This is a genomic window from Tabrizicola caldifontis (assembly GCF_004762095.1).
In the GTDB taxonomy this organism is placed as follows: domain Bacteria; phylum Pseudomonadota; class Alphaproteobacteria; order Rhodobacterales; family Rhodobacteraceae; genus Tabrizicola; species Tabrizicola caldifontis.
Genome location: NZ_SIJH01000010.1, coordinates 74,404 through 98,329, shown reverse-complemented (window position 1 = coordinate 98,329; position 23,926 = coordinate 74,404). Strand labels below are relative to the sequence as shown.

Here is a 23,926-nt window from a genome sequence, read left to right as displayed (position 1 = left end):
GGCCATGGCCGGTTCCACGTCGGTGGAGCCGGTCCTTGCCGTTGCCGGGCTTCGCAAGACCTTCGGCGACCGCGAAATCCTGTCGGGTCTGGATTTTGCACTGCCGCCCGGTCAGTCCACCGCGCTGATCGGTGCAAACGGGTCGGGCAAATCGACCCTTCTGCGATGCCTGGTCCGGCTGGTAGAGCCGAGTTCGGGCCGCATCGAAATGCTGGGCCAGGACGTGACGGCACTTGCACCCCGGGCGCTGCGCCGCTTTCGGGCGCAGGTGGGCATCGTCTGGCAACGCCACAACCTGGTGCCCCGCCTGTCGGCGCTGTCGAATGTCGTCCATGGCGTGCAATCGCGCCTGTCCGGGCCGCGCGCCTGGTTCCAGTCGCTGGCGCCAGCCGAGGTGCGCGCCGAGGCGATGGCTTGCCTGTCCCGAGTGGGCCTCGCAGACCGCGCCTCGGCCCGGGTGGACAGCCTGTCGGGGGGCCAGCAGCAGCGCGTGGCGATCGCCCGGATGCTGATGCAGCGTCCCGTCTTCATCTTGGCCGACGAGCCGGACGCCAGCCTGGACCCCCAGACCGGGCAGGAGGTCATGGAGCTTCTGCTCGGCCTCGTCCGGCAGGACGGGCTGTCGCTTCTGGTGATCTCGCATCGGCTGGAACACACGCTGGCCTATTCCGACCGCATCCTCGGCCTCGCTTCGGGGCGGATCGCGCTTGACCAGTCCACTGCGCAGGCGACGGCGCAGGCGCTGCGCAGGTTCTTCGACCATGAGGTGACTGCATGACCGACACCGCCGTGCCCGCTCCGCCGCGATTTCGCCACCTGGGTCTGCCCGGCTATGTCGGGCTGCTGGTTGTGCTGACACTGGTCGTGTCGTCGTTGGCGGCCACAGCTCCGGCCACCGACAAGCTGGCGCGGGGACTGGCGCGGCTGGTCTCGCCTTCCGGGCTGCTGACGCAGATGTTCCCGCCAGACTTCAGCCGGATCGGGCCGATTTCCTGGAAGCTGCTGGAAACGCTGCAGATGGCCGTGGCGGGCTGCTTCCTGGGGCTGCTCCTCGCCGTACCCTTCGCCATCCTTGCGACCGACCGGCTGTCGCCCCACCCCATCGTCCGCACGCTTGCCCGCGCAATCATCGCGCTGTTCCGCACCGTGCCCGATCTGGTCTGGGCAATCATCTTCATCATCATCGTGGGCCTTGGCCCCGCCGCCGGCGTCATGGCGATCATGGTGGACAAGATCGGTTTCGCCGGCCGCTTCTTCGCCGAGGCGATGGAGGAAACAGATCCCGGCCCGCAGGACGCGCTGCGCGCCATCGGGGCCAGCCGCCTGGGGGTTATCGTCTCGTCGGTCTTCCCCGCCTGCCTGCCGTCATTCACCGCCACCTCGCTGTTCGCGCTAGAGAAATCGGTGCGCGGGTCCGCCGCCCTTGGCCTGGTTGGCGCCGGCGGAATAGGGGTGGACCTGAAGGTCGCCTTCGACCTTTTCAACTATGACGAAGCCCTGGCGATCATCCTGATGATGCTCGCCCTAGTCATCGCAGTCGAGCAGGGCTCGGGCTGGATCCGCAGGAAGCTGATATGACCATGATGACCACCGATACCGCACATCTCTACTGGAACGCCGAATGGCAGAAGGCTGACGGCACCAGCCCCTGGGCCCGGGCAGAGCCCTGGGTGGCCGAACATGCGGCGACGCTGAAACCCGGATCGGACATCCTGGACCTTGGCTGCGGCATCGGGCGGCATGCGCTGGCCTACGCTCGGGGCAGGCATCGAGTGACCGCCCTTGATGCCTCAGAGGCCGCGGTGGCCGCCACCGCATCTGCCGCCTTCGCCCAGGGGCTGAGCGTGGACACCGTTCAGGCCCCAATGACCGACCTGCCCTTTGCCTCGGCCAGCTTCGACCATGTGCTGGCCTGGAACGTGATCTACCACGGGGACGAGACGATCGTGCGTCGCACCCTGGCGGAAATCGCCCGCATCATCAGACCCGGAGGAACCTTCATGGCCACGATGCTGTCGGCCCGCCGCCTGCCCGTGGAACAGGCCCGTGCCCCGGGGCGCGAGATCAGCCGCAACACCTGGGTTTTCGAGGGCCCCGGCGACAAGGTCCATCCGCATTACTTCTGCACCGCTGCCGAACTGACCGGCCTTCTGTGGGGCTTTGAACTCCTCACCCTCTACGACCGTCCACATGAAAAGCCCGGCTCCTGGCACTGGCACCTTCTGGCGGAGCGGCTGGGATGAGCGCGGAGCTGATCGAAGGCGCGACGCTGATCCTGGAGGACCGGGTAGAAACGGGTTCGGTCCGCATCGAGGGCGGACGGATCACCGGGATCGACGTTGCCCGGGACGGCGCCACTGTGCTTCCCGCAAAGGGGCGCATCCTGGCCCCGGCCTTCGTCGATATCCATGGCGATGCCTTCGAGCGCCAGCTGATGCCGCGCCCGGGGGTCATGGTCACGACCGAGGCCGCGCTTCTGGAAACCGACCGCCAGCTTGCGGCGAACGGCATCGCGACCGCCTATCATGCCCTCACGCTGTCTTGGGAACCCGGCCTGCGCAGTGTCGAAACCGGCTGGCAGGTCGTCCGCGCGCTGGAGGGCCTGCGCGGGCGTCTGACCGCGGACAACCGGATCCAGCTGCGCTGGGAAACCTTCTGCCCCGAGGCGGAGCCCCTTATCGCCCATGTCCTTGCCGGTCCAGACCGCCCGGCGCTGGCCTTCAACGACCACACCACCTCGGCGCTGCTGCATCCCGAAATCGCCGTTCACGACCGGCCCTTCGATCATGTGAAGGACTATCCCGTGACCGACATGACGACGGCTGCCTTCATGCAAAAGATGAGTGAACGGGCCAGGCGTTCGCGCATGACCACGGCCGACTTCGTGGAGCTGATCGCCCGGGTCTGGGCGCGTCGGGCCGAGGTTCCGGGCGACATCGCGCGGGTGGCAGCCCTTGCCCGCGCCCATGGTGCCCCGATGCTGAGCCACGACGACAGCCAGGTTGAAACGCGCGACTATTACCGGGCGCTCGGCGCAAGGGTGGCCGAGTTCCCGATGCACGAACGCGTCTTTCTTGCCGCGCGCGCGGCGGGCGACCCGATCGTGCTGGGCGCGCCGAACGCCATGCGCGGCGGCAGCCATCTGGGCAGCCCCGGCGCGGCAGAGATGATCGCGCGGGGCCTGTGCGACATTCTGGCGTCCGACTACTATTATCCGGCCATGCTGGGCGCGGTGACCCGGCTTCACGCCGACCGCGTGGCACCACTGCCGGTGCTGTGGAATCTTGTGTCGCGGAACCCGGCTCGCGCCATGGGCCTGAACGACCGGGGTCGCATCGCGCCGGGCCTGCGCGCCGACCTGATCCTGATCGACTGGCCTGCAGGTCAGCCCCCCGCCCCCCTGCGTACCTTTGTCGCCGGCCGCGGCGGCTATTCCGCCCTGCCGGCCCGGCCACTTGCCGAACCTGCCTTCTGAACCCCCGGAGGCCCCATGTCCGCCGACATCCTTCCCGCCGACTGTTTCACCGAGGATGCCCCCGCCTTTGACCGGGGGCCGATCTCTGCGCCCGTCCATTTCAGCTATTCGCATTCCGGGCAGTCACTGATCCGTCGCAGCCTGATCCGCGCGGTCGAGGTCGCGACGGGCCAACCGAAGCTGAAGCGGCTCTATCTGGACTGGGTGCTGTGCGACAAGCGGCCGGGCGAGCCGGTGTTCGACGCGGCGCTGCGCAAGCTGAAGATCCGCCCCCGTATCGTCGGGGGTGCCCGCAATCTTGCCCGCGTTCCACAGTCCGGCGGGCTACTTCTGGTGTCGAACCATCCCTTTGGTGTGGTGGACGGGCTGACGCTCGGGCATCTGGGGATCAGGCTGCGCGGCAATGTCCGCATCCTGACCAACAGCCTTCTGTGCCGGGTGCCCGAAATGGACCCCTACCTTCTGCCGGTCGACTTTTCAGGCACGCCCGAGGCGCGGCGGCTGACTGGCGAGACGCGGCGGCGTGCGGCAGAATTGCTGGCGCAGGGCCAGGTTGTGGCGATCTTTCCGGCAGGGGGCGTGGCGACCGCAAACAGGCCACTGACCGGTCGGGCGGTGGATTCACCCTGGCATCCCTTTGTGGGTCGGCTGGCGACCGTGCCGGGCACCACGGTCCTGCCCGTGCATGTGGCCGGACAGAATTCCCGTCTGTTCCAGATCGCAAGCCACACCTCCTACCCGCTTCGGGTCGCACTGATCTTTCACGAAACCTGCCGCCGGATGGGCCGACCGGTGGACCTGACCATCGGCGCGCCGGTCATGGCCGAGGAACTGCGGCGCCTGCCCCGTGATCAGGTTGCCCCCGACCTGCGGCGGCGGACCATGGCGCTGGCAACACCAGCGCTGGCCGACCCCGACGAGCACTACGTCTGGCCGCGCCATATCCGCTGGTAAACCCGATTGCAGCCTGCACAAGCCCCGCGTCATGCAAGTTTCACACAAGGTTCGATGCAGTGTCACACGGCGCAGCTACGACCCCGGCAACGCAAGGCGGGGGAGACCGATGCTGGATGTGCAGGGCGTGACGCGGATGTTCGGTCAGAAGGCCGCTGTGGACAATGTCAGCTTTCGCGTCGAAGGACCTGCCTTTGTGGGCATCATCGGCCGGTCCGGCGCGGGAAAATCCACCTTCCTGCGGCTGATGAACCGACTGATTGACGCAACTGAAGGCGAAATCCGCGTCGAGGGCCGGAACGTGCTGGCGCTGAAGGGCGCCGAGGCCCGCGCCTGGCAGTCGCAATGCGCGATGATCTTCCAGCAGTTCAACCTGGTGCCGCGAATGGATGTGGCATCGAACGTGCTGCACGGCATCCTGAACCGCCGGTCCACGCTGCAGACCATGTTCAACCTCTGGCCCCGCGCCGACATCCTGAAGGCGCTGGAGATCCTCGACCGCCTCGGCATCGCCGAGCAGGCCCCGAAGCGTGCCGAGGCGCTGTCGGGCGGCCAGCAGCAGCGCGTGGCCATTGCCCGCGCCCTGATGCAGGACCCGAAGATCATCCTGGCCGACGAGCCCATCGCCAGCCTCGACCCGATGAACGCCCAGGTCGTCATGGACACACTGAAGCGGATCAACGTCGAGGACGGGCGCATGGTGATTGCGAACCTCCACACGCTCGACACCGCGCGGCGCTATTGCGACCGGGTGATCGGCATGCGCGACGGCCGCATCGTCTTTGACGGCACGCCCGACCAGCTTTCCACCGGCGTCGCGCGCGAGATCTACGGTGCCGACGACAGTTTCAACGAGGCCGCCACCTCGACCTCGATCCCCACCGACACCGCAGCCGACCGGTCCTACGCCGACCTGATGCTGTCGTGACCACCGGCCCCCAAGGCCACAACCCCATGGAGCCCCCATGCACAAGCTGCTGACTGCAACCGCTCTGACTGCCGTCCTCGCCTCGTCGGCGATGGCCGAAGGCATCAAGGAATTCAACATCGGCATCCTCGGCGGCGAGAACGCCCAGGACCGCCTGGCCTCGACCGAGTGCCTGCGCGCCAAGGTCGAAGCCGAACTGGGCGTGCCGGTGAAGCTGTTCACCCCGGCCGACTATGACGGTGTGATCCAGGGCCTCTTGGGCGGGTCGCTCGACTATGCCTGGCTGGGCGCCTCGGCCTATGCCAAGACCTACCTGACCAACCCGGACGCCGTGGAGGTCATGCTGACCAAGCAGAACGTGGACGGCACCACCGGCTACTACTCGATCGGCTTCGCCCGCGCCGACAGCGGCATCACCTCGATGGACGATGCCAAGGGCAAGGTCTTCGCCTTCGCCGACCCGAACTCGACCTCGGGCTACCTGGTGCCGGGCGCGGAACTGACCGAGAAATACGGCAAGCTCGAGGACTACTTCAAGGAAGTGAAGATGTCGGGCGGCCATGAGCAGACCATCGTCGGCGTGGCCAACGGCGACTTCGACGCAGGCGTGGCCTGGGCCGACGGTCTGGGCAACTGGGAAGACGGCTATGCCTCGGGCGCCTTCCGCAAGGCGGCCGATGCGGGTCTCGTGGACATGAACAACCTGGTCGAGATCTGGCGGTCGAAGATGATCCCGGAAGGTCCGCTGGTGGTGCGCAAGGCCCTGCCGCAGGACGTGAAGGACAAGATCTATGCCATGATGGACACGATGTGGCAGGACGATCCCGAGTGCGCCTACAACGTCGCCGCGGGCGAGGCGAAGGACTTCGTTCCGGTGAAGCACGAGGACTATCTGGGCATCATCGCCGCCCGCAAGCTGCAGGAAGGCATGTAAGCCACACCCTCGCCGGACCCCGCCGCTCCCCGGGGTCCGGCTTTTTCATTTCCGGATGATCCCATGGTCGATGTTGCCTTCGGTCCCGAGCCGGGCCAACGCCCGAACCTTGCCAACCCGCGCGAGGCCTATCTGGACATGGTTCGCCGCAAGCGGATGTATGGCGGCATCCTGCTGGTCATCTTCGTCGCGCTCATGGCCTCGGGCTGGATGCTGGCCGACCACCGCAACGCGGGCGGGTTCTGGAACGGGCTGCACCAGGTGCTGGACTTTCCTTCCGAGGTCCTGTCCGAAGCCTGGGAAAAACGGGCAAACCTGCCGGGCATCTTCTGGGACCATGTCCCCGCCCTGATCGAGACGGTGAACATCGCCGCCGTTGCCACGCTGGTCGGCGCGCTGGCGGCCATGGGCCTGTCCTTGCTGGCGACGCGGGGCCTTGCGCGCTGGCCGCGGCTGATCCCGATCTTCCGCCGCACGATGGACGCACTGCGAGCGATCCCGGAGATCGTCATCGCCCTGGTGCTGATCTACATCCTCGGCGGCGGCCCGGTGCCCGCCGTCATCGCCATCGCGCTGCACACGGGCGGCGCGCTGGGCAAGCTGTTCTCGGAAGTTGCCGAGAATGCCGACCTGAAACCTGTCGAAGGCCTGGCCTCGGTGGGCGCCAACTGGTCGCAGCGGATGTGGCTGGGGGTGATCCCGCAGGTCGCGCCGAACTGGCTGTCCTATGCGCTTCTCCGCTTCGAGATCAACGTGCGCGCCTCGGCCATCCTGGGCTTCGTGGGCGAGGGCGGGATCGGCCATGACCTGAAGATCGCAATGCAATGGGGCCAAGGCCGCTATGACCAGGTCGTCGCGATCTTCCTGCTGCTGTTCCTGACCATCGTCCTCATCGACCGGGCGTCCGACCATTACCGCCACAAGCTGGTGAAGGGGCATTGACCGATGCAACACTGCCCCTCCAAAGCCCGCCGTCCGGCAGGCGCCCCCCACCCCCATCCCCTCCCCACGCAGGGGGAGGGGAGCCACCCGGCCCGTCCCCGGCCCTTCATTCGCCATCCCGCGCCTCCCTCCCCCCGCGTGGGGGAGGGAGGGGGTGGGGGGGCCGCCAGCCCGGAGCTTGACGCATGACCGATGCCACCCTTGCCGGCCCCGCGCTGGCCGAGACCGTCACCCGCGCCTTCGACCGCAAGCAGCGGCTCGCCTTTGCCATTCCGGCCGCCATCCTTGCCTACCTTGTCTATGCCGCGATCAGCTTCGACATCGCGGGCCTGATGGCCCGGGCGCGTTTCGACAATGCGGCGATCCTTCTATCCGACTTCTGGTCGCACAAGACCCATGTCACCCGCGACAACCGCACGGGCAATCTGACCGTAGCCATCGAGGGCGAGGCCAAGGCCACCTACCCCGAAGGCCGCCTGCCCGACTGGGTTACGGTCGCGGACGATGTAACGACCATCGACCTTGGGCAAGGCCACATCGTCACCTACGACGCGAACGGCGCGCGCTATGTGGTGCCCGGCTATGGCACCATCGACATCCGCGAGGAGGGCGGCCGCCCGGCCCTCACGGCGCCTGAACCGATTCCCGACTGGATCAGCGTGGGCGATAACCGCATCGGTGTCACCACCGATGCCGGCCGGTTCACCTATACCCGGTCCAAGGTCGAGACCTTCAGGTACCAGCCCGGCTGGGAGCTGTGGTTCTTCACCCTCGACAGCCCCCTTTACGGCAAGTCCTTCGGCGAACTGGCCGCCCTGGCCGTCTCGGTCGAAAGGCTCGATCCGGCGCGGTCGAACCTGGCGCTGATCGCGTCGGAGTTCTGGACCAACAGGATGTGGCGCCATGGCGATGTGGCCTGGGCGATCTTCGAGACGATCCTGATGGCCTTCCTCGGCACGATGACGGCAGCCCTTGTCGCCCTGCCGCTGTCCTTCCTCGCCGCGCGCAATTTCATGGCCTTCGGACCCCTGCGCTTTGCCGCGCGCCGGGTGTTCGACTTCGTGCGCGGGGTGGACGGGCTGATATGGACCATCGTGCTGAGCCGCGCCTTCGGCCCGGGACCGATGACCGGGGCGATCGCCATCGCTCTGACCGACACGGGCAGTTTCGGCAAGATGTTCTCGGAGGCTCTGGAGAACATCGACGAGAAGCAGGTCGAGGGCGTGCGTTCGACCGGCGCAAATGCGGTGCAGCGGGCGCGCTTCGGGGTGATCCCGCAAATCATGCCGGTATTTCTGGCCCAGGTGCTCTACTACCTGGAGTCGAACACCCGCAGCGCCACCGTGATCGGCGCCATCGTTGGCGGCGGGATCGGGCTTCTCCTGACCCAGGCGATCATCACCCAGAAGGACTGGGAGGAAGTGGCCTATTACATGGTCCTGATCGTGCTGATGGTCATGCTGATGGACAGCCTCTCGGGCTGGATCCGCCGCAAGCTGATCAAGGGCGAATGACTGCGCGCTTGCTCATTGCCAAATACTCTCAGGGGGTTCGGGGGCAGAATGCCCCCTTCGCCTCAGCTGGTCGGGCCGAAAGCACCGAGGCCAGATACAAGGCTTGCGCCCGCGAAGCAGCGCGATTGCCCACACTTTGCCCCACGCGAAAACCAGCGGACTCACGCTTAAGATGACTGCCATCAGCCCGTTACCTACCGAACCGCAGCACTCGCACCGGACCGGCCCCCTCCTGTCGCCCGACGGGGCGGTAATCCACCCTTCGGCACAGGTTGCGAATTCCAGCTTCGCCCCCTGGACCGAGGTCGGCGAAGGCTCGCGCATCCTGAATTCCACCTTCGAGGCCTATGCCTATTGCGACCGCTTCGCCGACATCGCGAACACGACCGTCGGCCGTTTTTCCAACATCGCCGCGATGACGCGGATCGGGCCGACCGACCACCCCTTCGCCCATGCCGCGCAGCACCATTTCCTTTACCGTTCCTCCTATTACTGGGAGGACGCAACCGATGACGACGCCTTCTTCGCCGCCCGCGCAGCACGGCGCACCAGTCTGGGCGCCGATTGCTGGATCGGCCATGGGGCGATCGTCAAGCCCGAGGTGACGATCGGAATCGGCGCCATCATCGCCGCCGGTGCCGTTGTGACAAAGGATGTGTCCCCGTTCACGATCGTCGCCGGCTGCCCCGCCAGGCCCATGCGCAAACGTTTTGTGCAAGACGTGATCGACCGGTTGCTTGCGCTGGCCTGGTGGGACTGGCCGCACGAAAGGCTGCGCGCCGCGCTGGCCGACTTCCGCGAATTGCAGGCCGAGGCATTTCTCGAGAAATATCAGGGCTGATCTGCCGCCACGGTCAGCGTCACCCGATCACCGGCAAACCAGGTCGTCCCCTGCTCGACCGGTCGGCCTTCGGCATCCACGTTCACTGCTTCACTGCGCAGCACAGGGGCACCGGCCTTCACCTGCAAGGCCAACGCCAGAACCGGGTCGGCGGCCTCGGCTCTGATCCGCGTCTCGAGCCGCATGTAGTCTGCCAGCCCGCAGGCCGACAGCGCCCGTGTGATCGAAGCCTCGGCCCGGATCGCCTGTGCCAGGCCGGGGAAGCGCGCGGCCGGGAACACCGACCGAAAGGCCGCCAGGGGCTGGCCGTCTGCCAGTGAAAGGCCTTCCACCACCAGGACCGGATCGCCCGGCTTCAGCCACAGCACCCGTGCTTCGGCTGCATCGCATGGCCGCGTCTCGCTGCGTGTGATCTGCCGCGAAGGGGTCTGCCCGGCCGCCAGCACATTGTCGTGAAAACGCACCCGCCGACCCAGCCGGTAATGGGTCGGCCGTGCCGTCACGAAGACCCCTGCCCCCCGACGTGCGTGTACCAGCCCCTCTTCCGCCAGCGTCGCCAAGGCATGGCGAACCGTATGGCGGTTCACCCCGAACCGGGCCGACAGCGCTGCCTCGGTCGGCAATCTGCTGCCAGGCGGATAATGCCCGCCCGCGATTTCCGCTCGCAGTGTGCCGGCAATCGCCGACCAGATCGTGTCACGCGGCAAGTCTGCCTCCTGTCATGGAAAATTCACAAATCTCCGGTTGGCCAAGGGCCGGGTCTGCGTTAGAATTTGTATAGTTGTATAGAACACTGGACAACCCCCTGAATCTGTCGAGATCGCCATGCCTTCTCCTGATGCCGAAGCCCGACGGGCCTGGATTGCGACACTGGCCAAGGCGCCCCCCGCCCGTCTGGCCGAGCTGATGCCCGAACTGCCGCCGCACGACGTGCTGCGGTCACCCGAGATTGGCGCCGTCATGGTGCGGGGGCGCACGGGGGGCACAGGCGCGGCCTTCAACCTGGGCGAGATGACGGTGACGCGCTGTTCGGTGCGGCTGCCGGCCGGGCCGGTGGGCCATGCCTGGGTGCAGGGCCGCGACAAGGCCCACGCCCGCCGCGCGGCCGTGATCGACGCGCTGATGCAGACCGACGCGGCGCAGGATTTGACCGCGCGGGTGATCGCCCCCTTGCAGGCCGAGGCAGCGGCACACCGCGCTGCGCGCGCGGAAAAGGCTGCGGGGACGAAGGTCGAATTCTTCACCATGGTCCGGGGAGAGGACAAATGATCACGGCACCCCATGCCGAAGCTCTGTCAGGCGGGTTCGCCGAGGCCCCCGTCCAGTCCGCCCGCGCCTTCCGCGAGATCCTCGAGGCGATGGCGCGCCCCGGCACGATTCGCCGCGTCGCAGGGGCGGAACCTCCAGCGCGGCTGTCTGTCGCGGCGGGGGTGGCGCTTCTGACGCTCTGTGATCCGACGACGGGGCTGCATCTGGCGGGCGCAGCCGATTGCCCCATGGTGCGCGACTGGGTGGCTTTCCACATTGGCGCGCCGCTGGTCGCCGCCGAGGCAGCGGATTTCGCGCTGGGCACCTGGGAGGCGCTGCAGCCCGTCACCCGGTTCCGCATCGGCCAGCCGGATTATCCCGACCGGTCGGCCACGCTGATCGTCGAGATGGAGAGGCTGGTCAACCACGGCCCCGCCCTGACCGGCCCCGGCATTGAACTGGCCACTTGGCTGAACCTGCCCGAGACGGCGGCCTTCCGTGCCAACCGCGCGCTGTTCCCGCTGGGCTTCGACTGCCTGTTCGCCGCCGGCGACCGGATCGCCGGCCTGCCCCGGTCCACCCGCGTGGAGAAGATCTGATGTATGTCGCCGTCAAGGGTGGCGAACGCGCCATCGACAATGCGCATGGCTGGCTGGCCGAGGAACGCCGGGGCGACCGCGCGGTGCCCGAACTGACTATCCCGCAGATCCGCGAGCAGATGAAGCTGGCCGTCAACCGGGTCATGGCCGAGGGCTCGCTCTACGACCCCGACCTCGCCGCGCTGGCGATCAAGCAGGCCCGCGGCGACCTGATCGAGGCGGTGTTCCTCATCCGCGCCTATCGCACCACGCTGCCGCGCCTCGCCGGGTCGCGCCCCGTGGACACGGCCGCGATGGCGGTGGACCGGCGGATCAGCGCCACGTTCAAGGACCTGCCGGGCGGTCAGGTGCTGGGGCCGACCTTCGACTATACGCATCGCCTGCTGGATTTCGCGCTGATGGCCGAGGGCGAGCCCCCCACCCCCGTCCCCTCCCCACAAGGGGGAGGGGAGGCACCCGGCGCAGAAGCCGAGGGCGGGACGGGATTAGACGCGCCTCCCTCCCCCCTGGTGGGGGAGGGATGGGGAGGGGGGGCACCCCACATGCCCCATGTCACCGGCTTCCTCAACCGTGACGGGCTGATCGAGGCAGCGCAGCCGTCCGACGCAACGCCCCCGGACCTGACGCGAGAGCCGATGGAATTGCCCGCTGACCGCGCCCTGCGGCTTCAGGCACTGGCGCGGGGGGACGAGGGGTTCGTGCTCGGCCTCGCCTATTCCACCCAGCGCGGCTACGGCCGCACCCACGCCTTCGTCGGCGAATTGCGCATCGGCCGGGTGGCGGTGGAGGTCGATATCCCGGAACTGGGTTTCGCCGTCGAGATCGGCGAGATCGAACTGACCGAATGCGAGACAGTGAACCAGTTCAAGGGCTCGAAGACCGAGCCGCCGCAGTTCACCCGGGGTTACGGGCTGGTGATGGGCCAGTCGGAACGCAAGGCCATCGCGATGAGCCTCGTGGACCGCGCGCTCCGCTGGCAGGAACTGGGCGAGGATTTCACCGGCGCCCCGGCGCAGGACGCGGAATTCGTCCTGATGCACTGCGACAACATCCAGGCCACGGGGTTCCTCGAACACATCAAATTGCCGCACTACGTCGATTTCCAGGCGGAGCTGGAACTGGTCCGCCGCCTGCGGGCCGAGGCGCAGACCATGCAGGAGGCGGCGGAATGACCCTAGTCGCCCCCGCCCCCGTCGCCTCCGCCGGCATCGCAGCTGGCGCTGGCATCACAGGTGGCGCCATCGTCTGCCCCCGCCATTGTCGCGCCCCCGTCGCCCCCGTCGCCCGACTTGCCGCGGCGCCGTTGCCGGCCAGACACCGCCGGCTGACGCATCGTCAGCAGACCGACAAGAACCGTGCCGACCGCTGCGGCGAGCGCGATCCAGAGCATTCCCTGCCTCCTTCCCCGGCCTTGCCCCCCTGCAGGAGCATATCGTGACAGATCAGGCCTACAATTTCGCATATCTTGACGAACAGACCAAACGGATGATCCGCCGCGCGATCCTGAAGGGGATTGCGGTGCCGGGCTACCAGGTCCCCTTTGCCAGCCGTGAGATGCCGATGCCCTACGGCTGGGGGACGGGCGGGGTGCAGGTAACGGCGGCCTGCCTGGTCCCCGAGGACCGGCTCAAGGTCATCGACCAGGGCGCGGACGACACGACGAACGCGGTGTCGATCCGCCGCTTCTTCCAGCGCACGGCCGGGGTGGCCACGACCGAGGCCACCGCCGAGGCGACGGTGATCCAGACCCGCCACCGCATCCCGGAAACCCCTCTGAAGGCAGGTCAGATCCTGGTCTATCAGGTGCCGATCCCCGAACCCCTGCGGTTCCTAGAACCGCGCGAGACCGAGACGCGGAAGATGCACGAGTTGGAAGAATACGGGCTGATGCATGTGAAGCTTTACGAGGACATCGCCCGACACGGGCAGATCGCCACATCCTACGCCTATCCGGTCAAGGTCGAAGGGCGCTATGTCATGGACCCCTCGCCGATCCCCAAGTTCGACAACCCCAAGCTTGGCAACAGCCCGGCGATACAGCTGTTCGGCGCGGGGCGCGAGCAGCGGATCTATGCGCTCCCACCCTTTACCGAGGTCGTGAGCCTCGATTTCGACGACCATCCCTTCACCGCCTCCAAGGCCCCGCATGACTGCGACCTTTGCGGCGCGACGGACAGCTATCTGGACGAGGTGATCACTGATGACACGGGCGGGCGGATGTTCGTCTGTTCCGACACCGATTTCTGCGCCGGGCGGCGGGCGAAGGGGCATCGGGGCCGACTTTCCGGCGAGGGAGTGGCCCCCTCACCCCATCCCTCCCCCACGAGGAGGGAGGGATGCGCCCGACATGAGAGCGTCGCGCAGGGCGCCGGGACGGAGGGCGCGGCATGACCCTGATGGAGCGCATGACCATGACCGACCAGCCGCTTCTGCGCGTCGAGGGGCTGACGAAACGCTATGGCCAAAGGATCGGCTGCGCGGATGTCTCCTTCGATCTTTACCCCGGCGAGGTGCTGGGGATCGTCGGCGAAAGCGGCTCGGGGAAGTCCACCCTTCTGTCCTGCCTGGCCGGCCACCAGCGCCCGGACCTAGGCCGCATCGCCTACGACGGGCGCGACGTGCTAGAGATGTCGGAAACCGAGCGTCGCCGGCTTTCCCGCACCGACTGGGCCTATGTCCACCAGAACCCGCGCGACGGGCTGCGGATGGGTGTTTCTGCGGGCGGGAATGTGGGCGAACGCCTGATGGCCGTCGGCGCGCGGCACTATGGCGAGATCCGGGGCAAGGCAGCGGACTGGCTGGGCCGGGTCGAGATCGCCGCCGACCGGATCGACGACAGGCCCTCGGCCTTCTCGGGAGGCATGCAGCAGCGGTTGCAGATCGCGCGGAACCTGGTGACGGGGCCGCGTCTGGTGTTCATGGACGAACCGACCGGCGGCCTCGATGTCAGCGTGCAGGCGCGGCTTCTGGACCTGTTGCGCGGGCTGGTGCGCGACCTCGGCCTTTCGGTGATCATCGTGACGCATGACCTTGCGGTGGTGCGACTGCTGGCGCATCGGCTGATGGTGATGAAATCGGGCCGGGTGGTGGAACAGGGCCTGACCGACCAGGTGCTGGACGACCCGCAGCACGCCTATACTCAACTGCTGGTCTCCTCCGTCCTTCAGGTGTAAGCCCATGATCCGTATCGAGAACCTGTCGAAGTCCTTCACCCTGCACAACCAGGGCGGCGCGGTGATCCCGGTCATGGCCGGCGCGGCGCTGAGCGTCGGCCCCGGCGAATGCGTGGGGCTGACCGGGCAGTCCGGCGCGGGCAAGTCCACGCTGATGCGCATGGTTTACGGCAACTACCTTGCCGCCGGGGGACGCCTGATGGTGGGCGACCTTGACGTCGCCACCGCCGAGCCGCGCCAGATCATCGCGCTGCGCCGCCAAACGCTGGGCTATGTCAGCCAGTTCCTGCGCGTTGTTCCCCGCGTCCCCACGCTGGAAGTCGTGGCCGAGCCGCTTCTGGCCCTTGGCACCCCGGCCGATCAGGCGCGCGCGCGGGCGGCGTCTCTCCTGCGGCGGCTGAACATCCCCGAACGGCTCTGGCCGCTGTCGCCCACCACCTTCTCGGGCGGCGAGCAGCAGCGGGTGAACATCGCGCGCGGCTTTGCCCATGCCTATCCGGCGCTTCTGCTGGACGAGCCGACCGCGAGCCTCGATGCCGCCAACCGTGAGGTGGTGCTGAGCCTGATCGAGGAAGCCAAGGCGCGCGGCGCGGCGATCCTGGGCATCTTCCACGACGAGGCGGCACGCGCGCGCGTCTGCGACCGGCTGGTCGATGTGACCGGGTTCACTCCGAAGGCCGCGGCATGATCTTCGCGGTGGTCGGTCCATCGGGGGCGGGCAAGGACACGCTGATCCGGGGCGCGATGGCCGCGCGGCCCGACCTGCGGCTGGTGCGCCGCGTCATCACCCGGCCCGCCGAGGCGGGAGGCGAGGATTTCGAAGGCGTCTCGGCGCCGGAGTTCGCCCTGCGCCGCGGCCGGGGCGAGTTCGCCCTGTGGTGGGAGGCGCATGGCCTGTCCTACGGCATCCCCAGGGCGCAGGTCGCAGGGCCGGGCGACGTGATCTTCAACGGCAGCCGCGCGGCGCTGCCCGAGGCGGTGCGGGTCTTTCCCGACCTGCGGGTGATCCTTGTCACCGCGCCCGATGCGGTGCTGGCCGCGCGGCTGGCCGCACGGGGGCGCGAGAGCGAGGCCGACATCCGCGCGCGGCTGGCCCGGGCGGCCTTCACCCTGCCGGAGGGCATCGCCGCCGAGACGGTGGTCAACGATGGCTCGCAGGAGGCCGGCGTGGCCCGGCTTCTGGCCGCGCTTCAGCCGGTCAGGGCATAGCGGTGCAGCAGATGGAACCGGCCCGCCGTATCCTCGCCGAACAGGCACAGATCCTGAATCTCGAAGGGCCGGGGGAGCACATCGGCGAAATGCGCCCCCAGCGCCGCCATGGCGGGGTCCGGGTCGGCCAGACGGTCGGTCAGCGTCAGGTGGAAGCGGAATTCTTCCATCACGTAAGGATAGCCCCAGCGGTGCAGCAATTCGCGCTGGCGGGGCGAGAGGGCTTCGGGCCGGCGGCGGGCGATCTCGGCCTCGCTGAGCGGCGCGCGCAGGTCGTTCGTGCCCTCGACCACGGCGGCGCCGAGTTCCAGAAGCGCGGCCTCGCAGCCCCGCGGCGTCAGCGCGAGGAAGCCGTGCAGGTTTTCGAGAATCAGCCCCTCGCAGGTGACGGGGCCAAGGCGCGCGGCGAGCGTGGCGACGGTGGCGGCGGCAAGGTCAGGCGTCACGCCCTCGGCCAGCCTGAAGGGGGCGCGGATCGTGCCGTGAAAGCCGTAGCGGCGCGGGTCGGCGGTGATCGCGGCGGGATCGGCGATGCCGGGCACCCGGGGTTGCGGCAGCGCCTGGCCGGTCGCGGGATCCCATCCGAGCCATTCATTCGCGCGGTCGGCAAAGGCGCCGGGGCGCGGGGTATAATAGACGGCGAAACGTTTCATCTGGTCCATGGGCGCGGGCGTAACGGGGCAATGTCACATCCGTGTGACGTATCCGTGTCAGCAGACGCCAGGCGTACGTGGGCCGCAAGACAAGAGAGTAGAAGATGACGACCGAGACGATCCTGGCCAATGCCACCCTGGTCCTGCCGACCGAGACCCTGCGGGGACAGCTCCGCATCCGGGATGGCCGCATTGCCGACATTGCCGAGGGGGCAGCCGTGCCGGCGGGTGCGGTGGACTGCAGCAGAGACCTGGTGATGCCCGGCCTGATCGAGCTGCACACCGACAACCTGGAACGCCACATCCAGCCGCGGCCGAAGGTGGACTGGCCCCATGCCGCCGCGATCATCGCCCATGACGCAGAGCTGGCCAGCGTCGGCATCACCACGGTCTTCGATGCGCTGCGTGTGGGTTCGGTCGTGTCGAACGCCAAGATGAACTACGGCGAATATGCCCGGGCGCTGGCCGACGAGATCCTGGGCCTGCGGGCACAGGGTGTCCTGCGGATCAGCCATTTCCTGCACCTGCGCGCCGAGGTCTGTTCCGAAACCCTGATCGAGGAGCTGGACAAGTTCGGCCCCAATGACCGCATCGGAATCGTCAGCCTGATGGACCACACGCCGGGCGCGCGGCAGTTCCGCGACATCTCGAAGCTGAAGGAATACTACGTGGGCAAATACGGGATTTCCGAGGCTGACTGGGAGGCACACGTTGCCACCCAGAAGGCGCTGCGCGACCGGCTGGGCGCGGCGCACGAGGCCGCCGCCGTCGCAGCCGCCCGCCGCTATGGGGCAGTGCTGGCCAGCCATGATGACACCGAACCCGAGCATGTAGCGCAATCCGCCGCCCACGGCGCGCATTTCGCCGAGTTCCCGACAACGGTCGAGGCGGCACGGGCCTGCCAGGATCACGGCATCAAGGTGATGATGGGCGCGCCGAACCTGATCCGCGGCGGCAGCCATTCCGGCAACGTGGCCGCGCAGGAGCTGGCCGAGGCGGACCTTCTGGATATCGTGTCATCGGACTATGTGCCCTCGTCGCTGTTGTCGGCGGCTTTGATGCTGGGTGATCTCTGGGGTGACACGGCCCGTGGCATCGCGACGGTGACTGCGGCCCCTGCCGATGCGGCAGGCCTGCCGGACCGTGGCCATCTGGTGCCGGGCGCGCGGGCGGATGTCATCCGGGTCACGCGGCTTGGCCCGGCCGGCGCAGTTCGCGGGGTCTGGGTGCAAGGCTGCCGGGTGGGCTGATCCCTCTGCCTGGAGAAAGAAGCGGTGTCGGGCAAAATGGGCCGCGACAAGCGCGTGCAACCGCTTCGACAGGGGGCGAAGACGGAATTGTGGGTCCAGCCCCCCGAAGCGCCTTCGGAAAGATCGCGTGATCACTTGCTGTTCATCGACAGTTCGGTCATCCGCACCCTCTGCCGGACGCAGCTCAGAAACGGGCACGGATCAGACATTTGGCCGTTCCGGTCGGGGGATTCGGCTTCAGGATCAGCGCCATGGTCGTTCACTGCGACCTGCCGCTGCCGATCACGCTTTCGCCCGGCCGGACCTGGGACAAGGCAGGTGTGGCGGAACTGATGGCCAACCACTTTCCCTCCGGGGATGTGGTTTATGGCTGATCGATGCTGTGACGCCCGCACCATCCTTGTGCTGATTGCCGCACGCGCCAGGCGCGGCCACACCCCTACCCCGTGCTAGCAAAAGTTGCAACGTTCCGTCGATATTGACATCTGTCCCCGGCGCACCGCCCGTGGAAGGCTTCTTCAACAGGCTCAAGCACTTGAGAAAGATCGGAATGCAACACGAGAAGTCGGCCGGCAACGACCGGCGCCATGCTAGTCGCCTGTGCACAAATCCGGGCCCGGCATTAACAGCGCGCACCCTTCCCCCTTTCCGGCGCTTTCGGGATATGCTAGCAAGCCCTTGAAAAACAAGCATCAAAACCGGACGCACAGCGAAAGACCCCGCCATGATCCTTTACGGCATCCCGACCTGCGATACCTGCAAAAAGGCGCTGAAGGCGCTTGAAGCCGCCGGCCGCGAGGTCACCTTCCGCGACATTCGGGCCAACCCGCTCAGCGAGGCCGAGGTAAGCCGGATCGTGCAGGAATTCGGCGACCTTGCGGTAAACCGGCAGTCCACCACATATCGCAGCTTCAACGATTTCCTGAAGGCATCCGATCCCGAGGTGCAGATCATGTCACAACCGACCGTGATGAAGCGGCCGGTCATCCAGGACGGGGATCGCTGGTTTCTGGGCTGGGACAGCGCGACCGCCGACATTATGCTGGGGCCGCGCTGATCCACCAAGGCTTACAACAGGCGCAGGTCGCCGGCCGACATCTTGCCGTCGCGGCCGGATTGAAGTTCGTAGCCGATCTTCTGATTGTCGTTCAGCCCCTTCAGCCCGGCACGTTCGACCGCCGAGATGTGCACGAACACGTCCTTGCCACCATCATCCGGCGCGATGAAACCGTAGCCCTTCGTCGCGTTGAACCATTTCACGGTGCCCGTCGGCATTCCGCTTCTCCTCTCAGAACCCCCTGCGGCGACATTGCCGCAGGCCGTGCCACCAGGTCTTCCAAGGCTTCGATCCGAGAGCCGGCCAGGAAATCTGTCGTCACTGAGGCGATGATGCCAAGGATTCGCCGAAAATCAAGCCACATGGCAAGTGGACTCAGTCGGACGGGGCGCTTCCACCCGTCCGTGCTGAAATTCCGGCCAGAGGCCTTCAGGCAGCTGCGGGCGGCAGCGCCTCGAAGCCAAAGGTCGCCACAGCCTGATCCAGCGACATGGTCTCGGTCCGCGTCTCGCCCAGACGGCGGACCGAAACCGTCCGCGCCTCGACCTCCTGCATCCCAATCGCCAGGATCACGGGAACCTTGCCGACCGAATGTTCGCGGACCTTGTAGTTGATCTTCTCGTTGCGCACGTCCGCCTCGGCCCGGACCCCTGCCTTCTTCAGCGCCGCCACTACCTCATGCACGAAAGGGTCGGCGTCCGAGACGATAGACGCCACCACCACCTGGCGCGGCGCCAGCCAGAAGGGCAGTTTCCCGGCGTAGTTTTCCAGCAGGATGCCGATGAACCGCTCGAACGACCCCAGCACCGCGCGGTGCAGCATGACGGGGCGGTGCTTCATCCCGTCCTCGCCGACATATTCCGCGCCCAGCCGAACCGGCAGGTTGAAGTCGGCCTGGAAGGTGCCGCACTGCCATTCGCGGCCGATGGCATCGGTCAGCTTGAAGTCCAGCTTCGGACCGTAGAAGGCGCCATCGCCGGGGTTGATCTCGTAGGGCAGACCCAGCGACTGGATCGCCTTTTCCAGCGCGGCTTCGGCCTTGTCCCAGATCTCGTCGCTGCCCACCCGCACATCGGGCCGGGTGGACAGCTTGATGTCGAACTTCTCGAACCCCAGGTCGTGATAGACCGAGGACAAGAGCGAGATGAACCCGGCGCATTCGGCCTCGATCTGGTCTTCCGTGCAGAAGATATGCGCGTCGTCCTGGGTGAAGCCACGCACGCGCATCAACCCGTGCATCGAGCCGGAAGACTCGTAGCGGTGGCACGATCCGAACTCCGCCAGCCGCAAGGGCAGGTCGCGGTAGGACTTGAGGCCCTGGTTGAACACCTGCACATGGCAAGGGCAGTTCATTGGCTTCAGCGCGTTGATGCGCTTTTCCTTCGCGCCTTCCTCGTCCACCTCGACGATGAACATGTTCTCGCGGTAGGCCTCCCAGTGGCCCGACTTCTCCCACAGGATGCGGTCCACGACCTGAGGGGTGCGGATTTCCTTGTAACCCGCCTGCCGCAGCCGGCCGCGCATGTAGTCTTCCAGCGTGCGGTAGATCGTCCAGCCGTTCGGGTGCCAGAAGACCATTCCCGGCGCCTCTTCCTGCAGATGGAACAACTCCATCTCGCGCCCCAACTTGCGGTGGTCGCGCTTGGCGGCCTCTTCCAGCATCGTCAGATGCGCCTTCAGATCGTCGCGGTTGCGGAACGCCACGCCGTAGATGCGTTGCAGCATGGGACGGCTCGCGTCGCCCAGCCAGTAGGCCCCCGCGACATGCGTCAGCTTGAAGGCATCGGCCGGAACCTGGCCCGTGTGTTGCAGATGCGGCCCCCGACACAGGTCCTGCCAGTCCCCATGCCAGTACATGCGGATGTCCTCGCCCTCGGGGATCCGGTCCAGAAGCTCCAGCTTGAAGGGCTCGCCCCGGCCCCGGTAGTATTCGACGGCGCGGGCGCGGTCCCAGACCTCGGTCCGCACCGGATCGCGCGCGTTGATGATCTGCTTCATCCGCGCCTCGATCGCGCCCAGATCCTCGGGCGTGAAGGGCTCTTCCCGGTCGAAGTCGTAGAACCAGCCCTGGTCCCGGACCGGCCCGATGGTGACCTTCACCTCGGGCCAGAGCTCCTGCACCGCGCGGGCCATGATGTGGGCCAGGTCATGCCGGATCAGCTCCAGCGCCGGGCCCTCGTCCTTCATCGTGTTCAGGCTGATCGTGGCGTCTTCATGGATCGGCCATTGCAGATCCCAGTGCCGCCCGTTCACCTGCGCCGAGATTGCCGCCTTGGCCAGCGAGGGGGCGATCGACGCCGCCACCTCGGCCGGCGTTACGCCCGCCGCGTAGCTGCGCTTGTTGCCGTCAGGAAATGTCAGGGAAATCTGGCTCATGGCCGGCTCCTCGTCGGTTTGGCGCCTACGAAACGCCCGGTTGCGGGTAAGGTCGCGCGTTCTTGCCCGGCGGCTTCCGGGAAGTCAAGTCATGTGCAGTTCCTTGCCCGGCGCGTTAAAGGGGCCTCACGCTTGCCGCGAAGTACGCCTATATCAGCGCCATGACAACCTTTCTCAGCACCCCGCAAGGCCGCCACATCGCCTATCACCAGACCCCCGGGAAGGGGCCCGGTGTCGTCTTCCTTGGCGGTTTCCGATCGGACATGACCGGGTCCAAGGCTCTTCATCTGCAAGCCTGGGCCGAGGCCACGGGCAGATCCTTCCTGCGCTTCGACTATTCCGGCCATGGCGCATCACGCGGCGCTTTCGAAGATGGGGCAATCACCGACTGGCGCGAAGACGCCTTGGCCGTGATCGAGGCGCTGACCGAAGGGCCGCAGGTTCTGGTCGGCTCGTCAATGGGCGGCTGGATTGCCCTGCTTGTCGCCCGCGACATGCCCCGGCGCGTAGCAGGGCTTGTGGGCATTGCCGCAGCGCCGGACTTCACCGAACGGATGTGGCACGAAGAATTCGGTGCGACCGAACGGGCCCGTCTGCTGGAAGCCGGGCTTCTTCACCGCCCATCTGCCTATTCCGATGCCCCCTACCCGATTACCCGTCGCCTGATCGAGGACGGTCGCGCCAATCTGGTGCTGGACCGGCCGCTGCCCCTGCCGATGCCAGTCCGCCTGTTGCAGGGCAGCTCCGACAGCGACGTGCCGCCCGGTGTGGCGTTGCGCCTGTTCGACCACATCGACAGCCCCGACCTGAGCCTTACGCTGGTCAAGGACGCGGACCATCGTTTTTCCTCTCCCACATGCCTGGACCTGATCGTGACAGCGGTGGATCAGGTTCTGGCAGCATCAGGATGAGTTGAATAAATCGAACATGCTTTGAGATTTCACGTCCGAAGATCCATCTGATCATTTCTATAATTACTTTTTTGAAAATAAATACTTAAGCAGCCAACCTCCCAGAATTCTGCAACATGATCATGTTCATTACCAAGCATCCTGATCCATCGGTCCAAAGTGACCGGTTCCGCGCGGCTGCCTTTGACTTCATGGTCGAAGGTCGGCAGTTGATGCCGCGCAGATCGCAGCAGCCGTGGCGACGCCACCTGACTAGTTCTTGCCGATCGACCGCAGTGGGTTGCGCCGCGGATCCCGGAAGGGCGGGCCACATTGCTGTCGCGTCAAGGACAGGCGCCGAGCTGGAACTGCGCCGAAGGGTTTCGTAAAGGTTGCTGGGAAGGCCGCTGACAAAGCAAAGCAAAGCAGGAACCGTGCGAACCTGCGACTGGAAATCCTTGCATCCAGGCACTTGCCGGCCATGGTCATGTCCGACTGCACCTGATCGCCACGCTTCGCGAGCGGCAAGCGACACCCGTGCCGGCAGCGAACGAACTGCCGAATACCCCCGTGCGCGAACCTACTGTCCCGAGGCCAGCGCGATGCGCGGCTTCGGCTTGCCCGCTGCGCGGTCGATAAAGTTCAGCACCAGGGGGCGGATGTTCAACCGCCAGCTTTTCCCGGCGAATATGCCGTAGTGGCCGGCGCCCGGTTCGACATGGTGGGCCTTCTTGTCCTGCGAAAGCCCAGTAAGCAGGCCCAAGGCTGCAACACATTGACCAGGCGCGGAAATATCGTCATTCGCGCCCTCGACTGTCATCACCGACACGTTGGTGATAGCATCGAAATACACCTTGCGACCCGCCACCACGAAATCGTTGCGGGCAATCTCGCGGTTCTTGAAGATGCGTTCGACGGTGGACAGGTAGAATTCCGCCGTCATGTCCATCACGGCCAGATATTCATCGTAGAAGCGGTTATGCGCATCGTGATCCGAGGCTTCACCGCGCGCAACGCGGAAGATCTGTTCGGCAAAGGCCCTGGAATGGCGCTCGGCATTCATCGCCATGAAGCTTTGCAGCTGCAACAGCCCCGGATAGACCAGCCGCCCCGCGCCCTTGTACTTGAAGCCCACACGCTGGATTGCCAGATGCTCCAGCTGGCCCATGGTGACCCGGCGGCCGAAATCCGTTACTTCGGTGGCAGCAGCATCCGGATCGACCGGTCCACCGATCAGAACCAGGCTTTTTGGCTGCGCTTCCGGGTGTTCGGCAGCCAGAAAGGCTGTGGCGGCCAAGGTCAGCGGCACCGGCTGACAGACGGCGATGACATGGGTATCGGGGCCCAGCACCTTGATGAATTCGGCAAGGTAAAGCGTGTAGTCCTCGATGTCGAACTTGCCGGCCGAAACGGGAATGTCGCGCGCGTTGTGCCAGTCGGTCACATAGACGTCAGCATCCGGCAGAAGGCTGGCGACCGTGGACCGAAGAAGCGTCGCATAATGCCCCGACATCGGCGCCACAAGCAGCACCTTCCGCGCCATCGGTGCCCGGCGGCGCACAAAGAACTGCACCAGATCGCCGAACGGCTTCTGCACGATCGGATTCACGTCCACCAGATGATCGGTACCATCCGGGCCCACGATCGACCGGATCCCCCAGTCGGGCTTGGCAATCATGCGGCGGAAGGTGCGCTCCGTCACTTCGCCCCAGGCAGCCATCAACGGCAACATCGGGTTCACCGACATGGCGAAGGCGGGATAGCTGGCGAAGGCCCGGGCCGAGGCGCCCAGCCACTCATTCGTGTTGCGGGCGCTTTCCATCAGGTCGTAGGTGTACATATACTTCATGGCGTCTCCTCGCCAGGGCGGGCAAATGTCGCAT

At 66.6% G+C, this 23,926-nt stretch carries 27 protein-coding genes; 21 read left to right on the top strand and 6 right to left on the bottom strand.

Annotated elements, in window-relative coordinates:
* Positions 1–4 precede the first annotated feature (4 nt).
* The 10 genes from EYB42_RS10050 (at position 5) to EYB42_RS10005 (ending at position 9,588) form a co-directional block, all read left to right on the top strand.
* Positions 5–778, top strand: coding sequence for a phosphonate ABC transporter ATP-binding protein (locus tag EYB42_RS10050; protein ID WP_240784077.1), 774 nt, complete (start codon positions 5–7; stop codon positions 776–778).
* On the top strand, positions 775–1,578 hold the full coding sequence (phnE, locus tag EYB42_RS10045; protein ID WP_135449967.1) for a phosphonate ABC transporter, permease protein PhnE: 804 nt from the start codon (positions 775–777) through the stop codon (positions 1,576–1,578). The genes EYB42_RS10050 and phnE (EYB42_RS10045) overlap by 4 nt, the downstream gene beginning before the upstream one ends.
* A complete protein-coding gene (locus EYB42_RS10040; RefSeq protein WP_240784076.1) occupies positions 1,575–2,243 on the top strand; it encodes a class I SAM-dependent methyltransferase in 669 nt (222 codons plus the stop codon). Before phnE (EYB42_RS10045) ends, EYB42_RS10040 begins: the two co-directional genes overlap by 4 nt.
* On the top strand, positions 2,240–3,475 hold the full coding sequence (locus tag EYB42_RS10035) for an alpha-D-ribose 1-methylphosphonate 5-triphosphate diphosphatase (protein ID WP_135449966.1): 1,236 nt from the start codon (positions 2,240–2,242) through the stop codon (positions 3,473–3,475). Before EYB42_RS10040 ends, EYB42_RS10035 begins: the two co-directional genes overlap by 4 nt.
* A gap of 15 nt (positions 3,476–3,490) precedes the next feature.
* Positions 3,491–4,429, top strand: coding sequence for a lysophospholipid acyltransferase family protein (locus EYB42_RS10030; protein WP_135449965.1), 939 nt, complete (start codon positions 3,491–3,493; stop codon positions 4,427–4,429).
* 109 nt (positions 4,430–4,538) lie between these two features.
* Positions 4,539–5,357, top strand: a complete 819-nt coding sequence (gene phnC, locus EYB42_RS10025; RefSeq protein ID WP_135449964.1) for a phosphonate ABC transporter ATP-binding protein — start codon at positions 4,539–4,541, stop codon at positions 5,355–5,357.
* A gap of 37 nt (positions 5,358–5,394) precedes the next feature.
* Complete coding sequence (gene phnD / locus EYB42_RS10020; RefSeq protein WP_135449963.1) at positions 5,395–6,291, top strand: phosphonate ABC transporter substrate-binding protein; 897 nt, start codon at positions 5,395–5,397, stop codon at positions 6,289–6,291.
* Positions 6,292–6,354: 63 nt separating this feature from the next.
* A complete protein-coding gene (phnE, locus tag EYB42_RS10015) occupies positions 6,355–7,233 on the top strand; it encodes a phosphonate ABC transporter, permease protein PhnE (protein ID WP_135449962.1) in 879 nt (292 codons plus the stop codon).
* A 185-nt stretch (positions 7,234–7,418) separates the two neighbouring features.
* Positions 7,419–8,747: a phosphonate ABC transporter, permease protein PhnE gene (gene phnE, locus EYB42_RS10010; RefSeq protein WP_135449961.1), complete on the top strand. Its 1,329-nt coding sequence runs from the start codon at positions 7,419–7,421 to the stop codon at positions 8,745–8,747.
* 172 nt (positions 8,748–8,919) lie between these two features.
* Positions 8,920–9,588: an LbetaH domain-containing protein gene (locus EYB42_RS10005; RefSeq protein WP_135449960.1), complete on the top strand. Its 669-nt coding sequence runs from the start codon at positions 8,920–8,922 to the stop codon at positions 9,586–9,588.
* On the opposite strand, the gene phnF is transcribed toward EYB42_RS10005, so the two are convergent.
* Complete coding sequence (gene phnF, locus EYB42_RS10000) at positions 9,579–10,295, bottom strand: phosphonate metabolism transcriptional regulator PhnF (RefSeq protein ID WP_135449959.1); 717 nt, start codon at positions 10,293–10,295, stop codon at positions 9,579–9,581. The genes EYB42_RS10005 and phnF overlap by 10 nt on opposite strands.
* 118 nt (positions 10,296–10,413) lie before the next feature.
* Here phnF and phnG point away from each other — a divergent pair, with 118 nt between their 5' ends.
* Genes phnG through EYB42_RS09985 form a run of 3 tightly spaced genes read left to right on the top strand, consistent with a single transcriptional unit; the run spans position 10,414 to position 12,607 of the window.
* The gene (gene phnG, locus EYB42_RS09995; protein WP_135449958.1) at positions 10,414–10,857 is read left to right on the top strand and encodes a phosphonate C-P lyase system protein PhnG; all 444 of its coding nucleotides are present in this window, start codon (positions 10,414–10,416) and stop codon (positions 10,855–10,857) included.
* Positions 10,854–11,435, top strand: a complete 582-nt coding sequence (gene phnH, locus EYB42_RS09990; RefSeq protein ID WP_135449957.1) for a phosphonate C-P lyase system protein PhnH — start codon at positions 10,854–10,856, stop codon at positions 11,433–11,435. The genes phnG and phnH overlap by 4 nt, the downstream gene beginning before the upstream one ends.
* Positions 11,435–12,607, top strand: coding sequence for a carbon-phosphorus lyase complex subunit PhnI (locus EYB42_RS09985; protein ID WP_135449956.1), 1,173 nt, complete (start codon positions 11,435–11,437; stop codon positions 12,605–12,607). The genes phnH and EYB42_RS09985 overlap by 1 nt, the downstream gene beginning before the upstream one ends.
* A gap of 2 nt (positions 12,608–12,609) precedes the next feature.
* On the opposite strand, the gene EYB42_RS09980 is transcribed toward EYB42_RS09985, so the two are convergent.
* The gene (locus EYB42_RS09980; RefSeq protein WP_135449955.1) at positions 12,610–12,825 is read right to left on the bottom strand and encodes a hypothetical protein; all 216 of its coding nucleotides are present in this window, start codon (positions 12,823–12,825) and stop codon (positions 12,610–12,612) included.
* Between the two features lie 44 nt (positions 12,826–12,869).
* Between EYB42_RS09980 and EYB42_RS09975 the strand changes: the two genes are divergently transcribed.
* The 4 genes from EYB42_RS09975 to phnN are packed head-to-tail and all read left to right on the top strand — an operon-like array spanning position 12,870 to position 15,817.
* Entirely contained in the window at positions 12,870–13,826 is a 957-nt protein-coding gene (locus tag EYB42_RS09975) for an alpha-D-ribose 1-methylphosphonate 5-phosphate C-P-lyase PhnJ (protein ID WP_135449954.1), read from the top strand.
* A gap of 20 nt (positions 13,827–13,846) precedes the next feature.
* The gene (phnK, locus tag EYB42_RS09970; RefSeq protein WP_135450029.1) at positions 13,847–14,608 is read left to right on the top strand and encodes a phosphonate C-P lyase system protein PhnK; all 762 of its coding nucleotides are present in this window, start codon (positions 13,847–13,849) and stop codon (positions 14,606–14,608) included.
* A 4-nt stretch (positions 14,609–14,612) separates the two neighbouring features.
* On the top strand, positions 14,613–15,296 hold the full coding sequence (gene phnL / locus EYB42_RS09965) for a phosphonate C-P lyase system protein PhnL (protein ID WP_135449953.1): 684 nt from the start codon (positions 14,613–14,615) through the stop codon (positions 15,294–15,296).
* Positions 15,293–15,817 carry a phosphonate metabolism protein/1,5-bisphosphokinase (PRPP-forming) PhnN gene (phnN, locus tag EYB42_RS09960; RefSeq protein WP_135449952.1) on the top strand — a complete coding sequence of 175 codons (525 nt, stop codon included), beginning with the start codon at positions 15,293–15,295 and terminating at the stop codon, positions 15,815–15,817. Before phnL ends, phnN begins: the two co-directional genes overlap by 4 nt.
* On the opposite strand, the gene EYB42_RS09955 is transcribed toward phnN, so the two are convergent.
* On the bottom strand, positions 15,799–16,470 hold the full coding sequence (locus EYB42_RS09955) for a DUF1045 domain-containing protein (RefSeq protein ID WP_346763306.1): 672 nt from the start codon (positions 16,468–16,470) through the stop codon (positions 15,799–15,801). The genes phnN and EYB42_RS09955 overlap by 19 nt on opposite strands.
* Positions 16,471–16,574: 104 nt before the next feature.
* Between EYB42_RS09955 and EYB42_RS09950 the strand changes: the two genes are divergently transcribed.
* The 3 genes from EYB42_RS09950 to EYB42_RS09945 all read left to right on the top strand — a co-directional run bounded on the left by EYB42_RS09950 (position 16,575) and on the right by EYB42_RS09945 (position 18,777).
* Positions 16,575–17,720 (top strand): alpha-D-ribose 1-methylphosphonate 5-triphosphate diphosphatase, encoded by a 1,146-nt coding sequence (locus tag EYB42_RS09950; protein WP_135449950.1) that lies wholly within the window; start codon positions 16,575–16,577, stop codon positions 17,718–17,720.
* Positions 17,721–17,971: 251 nt separating this feature from the next.
* A complete protein-coding gene (locus tag EYB42_RS17725) occupies positions 17,972–18,094 on the top strand; it encodes a hypothetical protein (RefSeq protein ID WP_256371625.1) in 123 nt (40 codons plus the stop codon).
* A 350-nt stretch (positions 18,095–18,444) separates the two neighbouring features.
* Complete coding sequence (locus EYB42_RS09945) at positions 18,445–18,777, top strand: arsenate reductase family protein (RefSeq protein ID WP_135449949.1); 333 nt, start codon at positions 18,445–18,447, stop codon at positions 18,775–18,777.
* An 11-nt stretch (positions 18,778–18,788) separates the two neighbouring features.
* Here the strand turns inward: EYB42_RS09945 and EYB42_RS09940 are convergent, their stop codons facing one another.
* Both EYB42_RS09940 and thrS read right to left on the bottom strand, forming a co-directional pair.
* Positions 18,789–18,995 carry a cold-shock protein gene (locus EYB42_RS09940; RefSeq protein ID WP_135449948.1) on the bottom strand — a complete coding sequence of 69 codons (207 nt, stop codon included), beginning with the start codon at positions 18,993–18,995 and terminating at the stop codon, positions 18,789–18,791.
* A 211-nt stretch (positions 18,996–19,206) separates the two neighbouring features.
* Positions 19,207–21,153 carry a threonine--tRNA ligase gene (gene thrS, locus EYB42_RS09935; protein WP_135449947.1) on the bottom strand — a complete coding sequence of 649 codons (1,947 nt, stop codon included), beginning with the start codon at positions 21,151–21,153 and terminating at the stop codon, positions 19,207–19,209.
* Positions 21,154–21,314: 161 nt separating this feature from the next.
* On the opposite strand from thrS, the gene EYB42_RS09930 reads away from it, so the two are divergent.
* The gene (locus EYB42_RS09930; RefSeq protein ID WP_135449946.1) at positions 21,315–22,064 is read left to right on the top strand and encodes an alpha/beta hydrolase; all 750 of its coding nucleotides are present in this window, start codon (positions 21,315–21,317) and stop codon (positions 22,062–22,064) included.
* A 559-nt stretch (positions 22,065–22,623) separates the two neighbouring features.
* Here the strand turns inward: EYB42_RS09930 and phaZ are convergent.
* Positions 22,624–23,892 (bottom strand): polyhydroxyalkanoate depolymerase, encoded by a 1,269-nt coding sequence (gene phaZ, locus EYB42_RS09925; protein WP_135449945.1) that lies wholly within the window; start codon positions 23,890–23,892, stop codon positions 22,624–22,626.
* Positions 23,893–23,926 lie beyond the last annotated feature (34 nt).